The following is a 9443-nucleotide window of genomic DNA, read 5'->3' as shown; positions in this document are numbered from 1 at the left end:
TTATCCTATCGCGACTCGATCACGCATACGCTGGAAGGAGGAAGACTTATTTAATGATTTGCAATGCAGAGGATTTGCAATTCGGCATGACTTTAATCGAGCACCCGTTGCACAATCTGTGAGGATATATCTCATTCTTATTCAGTTACGTTTTGGTAAAGACCCTCTCCAAAATAATGTTTGCATTAATTTATAGTCCATTTTTTTCTCAAAAAACCTTCCATACAACCACTAGCCTGTTGCCTGATTTTTTTTATTATTTTTTTTGCTAACATTACTGATAATTATTTGAAATAACGTTGATTTTTGTGACTTTAATCTCTAGTTTCCGCTTCATTTGGCCTACTAGACGAGAAAACACTTATAAATCCATCGCCACTCCTAATTGCTGATGAATTTTCAATTCACTTGTATATAAAGTCTTTCATTTGATAAATTCGAGGAATGCAAAAACTTAAAATCCTTTTTCAAAATAATAAAGATTGGGTTGAAAGCAAAATCGGTAAAGACCCAGATTATTTTCGCCGCATGGCAGAGGCACAAGATCCTCAGTATCTCTGGATTGGCTGTTCTGATAGTAGAGTACCTGCAAATGAAATTGTAGGGCTTGAGCCAGGTGAGCTTTTTGTACACCGCAATGTTGCTAACCTCTTTCCTCATACCGACTTTAATTGTCTCTCCGTTTTGGAGTACGCTGTTGATTTACTCCAAATACAGCATGTTATTGTTTGTGGTCATTATGGTTGTAGCGGGGTAAAAGCTGCAATGGAAGATCATCAGCTTGGACTTGTAGATAATTGGCTTCGCAATATACGTGACGTTTATGCGCGTTTTAAAGATGAATTGGAAAGTATCCCAGATCAAACAGAGCGCTACAAAAGACTTGTAGAGCTCAACGTAATGCAGCAAGTACTCAATGTATGTCACACAACTATTGTACAAGGTGCTTGGATGCGCTCTCAACCTCTTTGGATTCATGGCTGGGTTTATGATCTTGCTAAGGGCACCTTAAAAGATCTTGATTGCTGTGTTTCTAGCATCGATCAGGTAGAAAGCATTTATCGCATCCGTCTTTCCAAATAGTAGAGAAAATTTCATCTTCCAGAAAAAGTTTTGTTGGTAAAAAAATAGATGGTTTGTATAAATTGAAGTTCAACTTCGGATTGTACATGTTTAAGAGAGATATAGAAATTGAGCTTCAAGCTCTTGCTAACGATTATCCCGTTGTTACTTTGCTTGGGCCCAGACAATCTGGAAAAACAACTCTTGTCCAGCACGCTTTTCCTAAAAAATCCTATGTCAACCTTGAGGATCCTGACATCAGGGACTTAGTTACTTTAGATCCAAGAGGCTTTCTAAAGCAATATCCAAATGGAGCTATACTTGATGAGGTACAGAGAGTACCGCTTCTTCTCTCCTATATTCAAGTAATTGTTGATAAGTTAGAAGAGAAGGGTTTATTTATCCTTACAGGCAGCCACCAGTTAGAACTTCACCAAGCAATTACTCAATCACTTGCGGGGAGAACAGCTCTATTGACTCTACTTCCGTTAAGTTTGCATGAACTTTCAAAGGCAGGTATCAGTCTCTCTCTTAATGAAAACCTAATTCATGGTGGACTGCCACGAATTTATAAAGATTCTCTAGACCCAACAAAAATATATAAAAATTACTTTCAAACTTATGTAGAAAGAGATGTTCGTCAATTAATCAATATTAAAAACTTAGTGCAATTTGAACACTTTGTTCGCATTTGTGCAGGAAGGATTGGTCAAATTATTAACCTTGAACAAATAGGAGGTGAAATTGGCCTATCTTCCCATACTGTTAAAGAATGGCTCTCCCTTTTAGAAGCTTCGTTTATTGTATTTCGTCTACAACCCTATTTTGAAAATTTTGGTAAAAGAATCATTAAAGCACCTAAATTGTTTTTTACAGATGTAGGCCTTGCTACCTATTTACTGGGTATTAAAGATGCACATCAACTCAGTAGAGATCCTCTTAGAGGCCATCTTATAGAAAATCTTGTTATTCTAGAATTCATTAAATGGCGCTTCAATCAAGGATTGGACCACCAATGCTACTACTACAGAGACACTCAAAAAAATGAGGTAGATCTTATCTTTAAAAATGGTCATGACCTAATTCCCATTGAAATTAAGTCTTCACAAACTTTTAATGCTGAATTTTTAAAAAACGTACATTTTTTTCAAAAGCTTGTGGCTAGTAGGGCCCCGCAAGGATTCCTTATTTATGCAGGAGAGCAAGAACAGCGCATAGGTTCGATTGAACTTCTCAATTACAAAAATTTTATACAGGTGTTATCTAATTTTATTTAACCTTAATAAAATTGAAGTACAATGAAGTGGTTCATAAGAAGAGTAGGTGATTAATGAGTTCTATAAGTTCTGTAGTAGATCACAATTTTATTTCTTATCCTGAATTTGGAACTCTTGTAAAAAATCCTCCTTCAGAATCATTTAGAGATACTCTTTATAAGGCGGCATTACTGGGTGTAAAAATTTTGGCCTTTGGTGCGTCTGTAGCGCTTGTGGGTGGGTTTATGTGCGCAGTTCTTGTTACAGGTGCTATTCTTATATATCAACTTGCTAAGCAGGTTTTTTGTCATTATTATGCAAATGCTTATCGTGTAGCGTTTGATCCTGTAGAAAATGATATTAATGCTCCCAAGCTTGGAGCATATTCAAAAGCGGATCTTATCCTCTCTAATCATGTTGCAGATATCTTTAAATGGAAGAAGGAATTAATAAAATCAGCTCAAAGCAGTATTGAACTTTCAGCAAATTTTGCAGGGGGAAGAGACTTTAGGGAAGTACTAGACTTAATTCAAGAGCGCATGAAAGCCTTTCCTAACCTACGTGTACACATTATTTTAAGTAAAGACTTACTTATAAAGACAGACCTTGAGTACTTGGATGTTTTAAAGAAGGAACATCCTGTAAACTTTCACTATTTGATTACAGATCGTATTCTTGTTGCAGAGCCAGGGATTGGAACTGAAGAGAACCATGTAAAGATGCTTGTTGTAGATGGAAAGTATTTTGCAACAGGTGGAAGCGGTATTCATGAAAAGCTGACTCGTGAAGAAGTGCCTTCTAACCATGTATGGGAAGAACAGAGTCTTGGAGCAAAAGTTTTAGATAATGCTTCTCGTGATACAGATGTTGTGGGGTGTGGAGAAGTTGCAAGGACAATGCGAAACCAGTTTTTTAACCTTTATCGCATTTGGGAGTGCCGCACTGGTGGTAATGAGGTAGAAAGCCGTTATTTTCCAGACAATGAAGGTATAGCTAGCAGGTGCGCTTTGTTTCATGAAGCAAAGGATTTAATCACTAATAGCTCCATTAAGTTCATTGTAGGTGGTCCAGAGCACAGGAAGAAAAATCCGATATCTATAGAGATTGCAGATTTAATAAGCAAAGCTCAAACAGAAGTAAAGATTGCCAATTTATTATTTAACCCCGATAAGCACATTAAAAATGCCTTAGAGGTGTGTAAATCAAAAAAGATACCTGTTGTAGGACATTTTAATGGGACTGGAGGGGATTCTAGCTTTACACACCATGTATATGCAATGCCAGGTCGCTTAAACTATCACTTGCTTACTAAGGCCTTTGAGACAGAAGAGGATCGACTATACCATCGAAAAGTCGTAACGCTTGATAGAAAATATACGCTTGTTGGCAGCTATAATTTGGGCACTAAGAGTAGTCAATACGACTATGAGGGCATGTGTGTGATTGATGATTTAAGAGTTGCGGCTATCATGAATACAGCTTTAGATCGAGACAAAGAAAGATCTATAGAGGTTACTAGCCAGAACTTTGGATGGTGGAACTGGGTTGCTGGAAAAACTGTAAACTTCATTTTAGAATCATTTGCAGGCTAGATTCAATAGCTTTCTTAGATGTTTCGTAGTTAAAGCCAGCTCTTGCAAGAGTGTTCATTATTTTTATAGGCTCGTTTTTTATGAGCCGTTTGCGCTTGATCCAGGTGATAGCTGCCTCAAGATCGGAGCTTTCGGTTTGTTCTAGTTCAGATTGGATAGTGTTTGTTACAAGACCTTTTTGTTGTAGTTTAGATTGAATACTTCTTGCTGAGTGTCCTTTTTTTCTAAGAGAGCGGATTTTATTTTCAAGATAGAGCTCATCATTCAAGATATTCATCTTACATAACTTATCTATGAGTTCATTTAAGAGTTGATGGCATAATTGTCGATCTTGATCAGGATAAGCACAGAGAGAATCCTCAATTTTGCGCACGAAGTGCATGCGAAAATGGGATACGGTTGTAGGAAATCGTTCTAAATAGGCTATGGCTGCATTATAAAGGTACTTTTCTGTAATACGTTTTGGTTTCATAGTAACCTGAGTTTTTTTGATAGAAGAGAGGAAAAGATTCCAATATATGCTCCCATAAATCCTCCAGCTATGACATCACCTACATAATGAAAGTCTGCAAGGATTAAGCCAAGGCCCACAGCCAATATAAGAAGGGCACATAAAATACGAGATTTTGGATACGCAATCCAAAATACTATAAGAAAAGAGGTAGTTAAAGCTGTATGACCGGAGGGAAATGAAGCAATTTCATGGCTAGCGTCATAAAAAAAATTAAATCCATAAGCGTGATTTACATCCAAAGAGGGATTATTGTTTACCCAGGTGTTAAACCAGTAGCGGTGAATATAAAGCTTAACTGTTATATCGATTAAAGTGGCGATTGCAACAGCTAAAGAGGCTTGCAGCCATACTGTATCGATTTTTTTTATAGAGCTTGAAAGGTATTTGATGATGTAATAAATAAATCCAAGTGTTGAAAGAGTAAATAACAAGGGCTTTATCATGGATACATAGTTTAACGCAGGAAAGTTTGTGAGGAAATGTTGATTATGAACTGCCCATGCAACTTCTCTATCTACGAAAAAATAGCAAAAAGTTACGAGAAAAATACATAGAATTAATGAAAGTAAAAATTTTATAATGAGACTTTTCATCTCTAATACCCTAGCTTCTGTTGTTGCATATTTGATGTCATTTTATGAGTTTTAGAACAAGAGTTTATTTGTTTGAAGAATTCTTGCTGTGGGAATTCCTGGAAAAATTTAAAAAATCATTTTTAGTGTAAAAAATTATAGAAAAGAAAATGGTAGATGAATAAATCAATAGTATACAGTAAGATGTGACTTTATACACAAACCAATTCTTGAACTTGTTTGTGTATAAATATTTTACATGGAAAATTTTTTAGCTTGTTTGTGTATGTATATAATAACGGATGATGGATGAAAAACCTCTTAAAAGGAAAATGTTATAACCCACATGCTGTTCTGGGGATTCATAGTGCAGAAAATGGTGTGTCAAAGGTTATTCGTGTATGGCGTCCTGAAGCTCCCTACATTTTTATAGAGCTATTTGGAAAAATGGAGGAGATGCAGCGTGTGCATGCTTCTGGGATGTTTGAGAAAATTGTACCCATGAATACTACGTTGTATGATTACAAGGTCTATCATACGAATGGGCTTTTAACACATGATCCTTACGCATTTTTACCGACGTTTGGGCAGATGGATGAATACCTTTTTAGTAAGGGCGTGCATTATAAGCTGTATGATGTAATGGGAGCGCATATTACAGAGCATCAAGGTTGCTTGGGAGTAAAGTTTGCAGTATGGGCTCCAACAGCTTTGCAAGTAAGTGTTATAGGAGATTTTAATTATTGGAATGGTCTTGTGAATCCCATGCGGATGATGGGTGCATCTGGCGTTTGGGAAATTTTTATTCCAGGTCTTTTGGAACAAGAAAAGTATAAGTTTGAAATTAAGACAAAGTCTAGTGACATTCGCATTAAATCAGATCCTTTTGCGCAATTTTCTGAAGTACGCCCCTTAACTGCTTCGATCGTTGCAAGTGTGGATCAATTTAAGTGGAGTGATTCTGCTTGGATGCAAAAAAGAGGGGAGTTAAAGGCTCTCTCTTCGCCCATGCTAACCTATGAAGTGCATCTTGGCTCCTGGAAGAAAAAGAATGGGCATTTTTTAAATTATAGAGAAATTGCCCGCGAGCTTGTTTCTTATTGCAAGGCAATGGGATTTACTCACGTAGAGCTCATGCCAATAGCTGAGCATCCCCTTGATGAGTCTTGGGGGTATCAGGTGACGGGCTTTTATGCTGTAACAAGTCGTTATGGTACGCCTTTTGACTTTCAATACTTTGTTAATTTATTACATGAAAATGAGATTGGAGTTATTCTTGACTGGGTTCCAGGGCACTTTCCAACAGATGATTTTTCTTTGGCAAACTTTGATGGTACAAGGCTTTATGAACATATAGACGAGCGGCAAGGCTTTCATCCACATTGGCAAACATGTATCTTTAATTATGGCAGATCTGAAGTATCCAACTTTTTGATTGCCAACGCTCTATTTTGGATGGATAAAATGCATATTGATGGTCTCAGAGTAGACGCAGTTGCATCGATGCTTTATTTAGATTATGGAAGAAAAGAGGGGGAGTGGATACCTAATCGCTATGGTGGAAGAGAGAATTTAGAGGCAATTGAATTTTTAAAGCATTTAAATTCTGTCGTTCATGAAAAATTTCCAGGCGTTTTGATGATAGCAGAAGAGTCCACATCTTTTACAGGAGTTACACATCCATTAAAGAATAATGGTCTTGGTTTTGATCTCAAGTGGAATATGGGCTGGATGAATGATACGCTGACCTATTTTCATACAGATTCCTTTTTTAGAAGATATCATCATAATTTATTGACATTTGGTTTGATTTATGCCTTTTCAGAGCATTTCAGCCTTGTTTTATCTCATGATGAGGTTGTACATGGAAAGGGGAGTTTAATCAGTAAAATGCCAGGTGATTATTGGCAAAAGTTTGCAAATACTCGGCTTTTGTATAGCTATATGCTGTGTCAGCCTGGTAAAAAATTACTCTTTATGGGTGGAGAAATTGGGCAATGGAATGAGTGGAACTGCAAAGCTGAAGTAGAGTGGCAAATTTTGCAATACCCAATTCACAATGGCCTTAAAAGTATGATTGCAGAGTTAAATCACTTTTACCTGAAGCATTTGGCACTTTGGCAACAAGATCATGATTACAATGGATTTGAATGGGTTGATTTTTTTGATTACCACAATAGTGTAATTAGTTATAAGAGAAAGGCTAAGGGGCAAACACTTCTTTGCGTTCATAATTTTACACCTACTTTTCATTCAGAGTATATTATACGTATTTCTTCCTTCTCTCATATAGAGGAAGTTTTTAATACGGATGAAGAGCGTTATGGTGGCTCTGGAAAGGTTCATGGTCGCTTAGAAATTATTAGAGAGAACAATAAAGATATATCTGGCATAAAAATCATGCTAGCACCTCTTGCAACACAAATCTATATCATTACATAAATCTTATGACTTACCAAGATTATTTAGAGCTTATCCAAAAGATTCGCCATCATGATAAACTCTATTATGTTGAGCATGCTCCCCTTATTACGGACCAAGAGTATGACAAGCTTTTCAAGCAATTAGAAAAGTTAGAGAGAGAGCATCCTGAGTGGACTTTAAGCAATTCACCCACTTCAAGAGTGAGTGAAACTCTTACTGAGGGCTTTAGAAGCGTCTTACACAAAATTCCTATGTTATCCCTTGCCAACACTTACTCTAAAGAGGAAGTTGAGGAGTTTATATCTAGAGTGGAAAAAGGGCTTGGAAAGAAAAATGTTCTTTTTGCCATGGATTTAAAAATGGATGGCATTGCAGTTGCCGTTCATTATAAGAAAGGAGAATTAGCGCTGGCGCTTACCAGAGGGGATGGAAAGTCGGGCGATGATATTACAACCAATATGAAGACAATTGCATCTTTACCACTTGCTCTTTTGAGTGATCATCCACCTGTACATTTGGAGGTGCGCGGTGAAGTTTACATGCCTCGCAAGGTATTTGAAAAGCTTAACTGTGAGCGTATTTCTTTAGAAGAAGAGCCTTTTGCAAATCCTCGTAATGCGGCAGCAGGATCTCTTAAGCTACTAGACTCATCTCAGGTGGTATCTAGGGGGTTGGAAGTTGTATTTTATTCAGTTGTAGATGATAGCTCAAAGAGTGTATGTGAACAATTTGCTTCTTTAGATTATATGAAGAGTTTAGGTCTTCCTGTCGTTGCAAAAGCCGAGCTTTGTGATTCTATAGATGCTATTTGGTCTTTTGTTGATAAAGTACACAAAATGAGACATGAGCTTTCCTTTGATATCGATGGAGTTGTAATTAAGGTAAATTCTTTTGCAGAGCAGCAAGAGCTTGGATTTACAGGGAAAACTCCGCGCTTTGCTGTAGCTTATAAATTTGCTGCAGAGCAGGCAGAAACTAAGGTGAGAGATATTACTGTGCAAGTTGGAAGAACAGGTGTTTTAACTCCTGTTGCAGAGCTTGAGCCTGTTTTTTTGGCTGGAAGTCGCATTGCAAGGGCTACTTTGCACAACCAAGAAGAGATAGAAAGAAAAGATATTCGTGTTGGAGATACTGTAGTAATAGAAAAAGGTGGAGATGTAATCCCTAAGGTAGTCTCTGTTGTTATGGATAAGAGAAGTTCAGATGCTGCTGTTTGGCATATGCCAAAAACGTGTCCTAGCTGCTCTTGTCTCATAGTAAAGAGCTCTGAAGAGGTTGCTTTTCGCTGTCCTAATAGTAAGCATTGTAGTGATCAATGCTTAAAAAGACTTATTTTCTTTTCTGGAAAGCAGGGAATGGACATTGAAAATATGGGAGAAAAGGTCGTTTTACAACTGTTTCAAAAGGGGCTAGTTTTAAAATATTCCGCTATTTATAAGCTGACAGAAGAGATGCTCACAGGACTTGAGGGGTACAAAAAGAAGTCGATAGATAATTTGCTAAATAGCATTGAAAAATCAAAAAAAGTCTCTCTTGCAAAGTTCATTATGGCTTTGGGTATTAGACATGTTGGAATAGGTACTGCAGAGCTACTTGCAGAGAAAGCAAAAAATATGGAAGCCTTAAAAAACATCTCTTATGAAGAGCTTTTAACTATCAATGGAATCGGTGAAAAAGTTGCTGGCGAGGTTGTTGCTTTTTTCAAAGACCAAGAGAATTTGTCTCAAATTCAAGAGCTTTTAGAAGTAGGTGTATGTCCAGAAGAAAAAGCCATTTCTTCTTACATAGACCACCCTTTTAGTGGTAAAACCTTTGTTCTTACAGGAACACTTCAAAATTTTAGCCGCAAAGAGTGTAGTGATAGCATTAAAGCACGAGGCGGCACTGTTAGTGAATCTGTTAGCAAACGCACAGATTATGTTGTAGTAGGAGACTTACCTGGATCAAAGCTTGACAAAGCAAAAGCACTCAATATACCCATTCTTGATGAAGAGGCCTTTTCACAACTTTTGGATTAAAGTAG

Annotated in this window: 8 protein-coding genes; 6 read left to right on the top strand and 2 right to left on the bottom strand. The window is 37.1% G+C overall.

Annotated elements, in window-relative coordinates:
• The 4 genes from P4L16_02515 to P4L16_02500 all read left to right on the top strand — a co-directional run.
• Positions 1-196: hypothetical protein (locus P4L16_02515; protein MDR3623996.1), on the top strand; the 196-nt coding region annotated here is incomplete at its 5' end.
• 248 nt (positions 197-444) lie between these two features.
• Positions 445-1083, top strand: coding sequence for a carbonate dehydratase (gene can / locus P4L16_02510; GenBank protein ID MDR3623995.1), 639 nt, complete (start codon positions 445-447; stop codon positions 1081-1083).
• A gap of 86 nt (positions 1084-1169) precedes the next feature.
• Positions 1170-2339 carry an ATP-binding protein gene (locus tag P4L16_02505; protein MDR3623994.1) on the top strand — a complete coding sequence of 390 codons (1170 nt, stop codon included), beginning with the start codon at positions 1170-1172 and terminating at the stop codon, positions 2337-2339.
• Positions 2340-2392: 53 nt separating this feature from the next.
• A complete protein-coding gene (locus P4L16_02500; protein ID MDR3623993.1) occupies positions 2393-3910 on the top strand; it encodes a phosphatidylserine/phosphatidylglycerophosphate/cardiolipin synthase family protein in 1518 nt (505 codons plus the stop codon).
• On the opposite strand, the gene P4L16_02495 is transcribed toward P4L16_02500, so the two are convergent.
• The gene (locus tag P4L16_02495) at positions 3885-4382 is read right to left on the bottom strand and encodes a RecX family transcriptional regulator (GenBank protein MDR3623992.1); all 498 of its coding nucleotides are present in this window, start codon (positions 4380-4382) and stop codon (positions 3885-3887) included. The two genes, P4L16_02500 and P4L16_02495, sit on opposite strands and share 26 nt — an antisense overlap.
• Positions 4379-4867, bottom strand: coding sequence for a phosphatase PAP2 family protein (locus P4L16_02490; protein MDR3623991.1), 489 nt, complete (start codon positions 4865-4867; stop codon positions 4379-4381). The genes P4L16_02495 and P4L16_02490 overlap by 4 nt, the downstream gene beginning before the upstream one ends.
• 438 nt (positions 4868-5305) lie before the next feature.
• On the opposite strand from P4L16_02490, the gene glgB reads away from it, so the two are divergent.
• Together glgB and ligA are read left to right on the top strand one after the other, a co-directional pair.
• Positions 5306-7438: a 1,4-alpha-glucan branching protein GlgB gene (gene glgB / locus P4L16_02485; GenBank protein MDR3623990.1), complete on the top strand. Its 2133-nt coding sequence runs from the start codon at positions 5306-5308 to the stop codon at positions 7436-7438.
• Positions 7439-7443: 5 nt separating this feature from the next.
• On the top strand, positions 7444-9438 hold the full coding sequence (gene ligA / locus P4L16_02480) for an NAD-dependent DNA ligase LigA (GenBank protein MDR3623989.1): 1995 nt from the start codon (positions 7444-7446) through the stop codon (positions 9436-9438).
• Positions 9439-9443: the final 5 nt, after the last annotated feature.

The organism is Chlamydiales bacterium (genome assembly GCA_031292375.1).
Classification (GTDB): domain Bacteria; phylum Chlamydiota; class Chlamydiia; order Chlamydiales; family VFKH01; genus JARLHF01.
The sequence above is the reverse complement of the archived record's forward strand: the minus strand, read 5'-3'. Positions and strand labels throughout refer to the sequence as shown.

What these genes read in the sequence shown, in the direction of transcription:
- can (MDR3623995.1), top strand. Translation starts at nt 445, where the DNA reads ATGCAAAAACTTAAAATCCTTTTTCAAAATAATAAAGATTGGGTTGAA.
- P4L16_02495 (MDR3623992.1), bottom strand. Translation starts at nt 4,382, where the DNA reads ATGAAACCAAAACGTATTACAGAAAAGTACCTTTATAATGCAGCCATA.
- glgB (MDR3623990.1), top strand. Translation starts at nt 5,306, where the DNA reads ATGAAAAACCTCTTAAAAGGAAAATGTTATAACCCACATGCTGTTCTG.
- ligA (MDR3623989.1), top strand. Translation starts at nt 7,444, where the DNA reads ATGACTTACCAAGATTATTTAGAGCTTATCCAAAAGATTCGCCATCAT.
- P4L16_02490 (MDR3623991.1), bottom strand. Translation starts at nt 4,867, where the DNA reads ATGATAAAGCCCTTGTTATTTACTCTTTCAACACTTGGATTTATTTAT.
- P4L16_02505 (MDR3623994.1), top strand. Translation starts at nt 1,170, where the DNA reads ATGTTTAAGAGAGATATAGAAATTGAGCTTCAAGCTCTTGCTAACGAT.
- P4L16_02500 (MDR3623993.1), top strand. Translation starts at nt 2,393, where the DNA reads ATGAGTTCTATAAGTTCTGTAGTAGATCACAATTTTATTTCTTATCCT.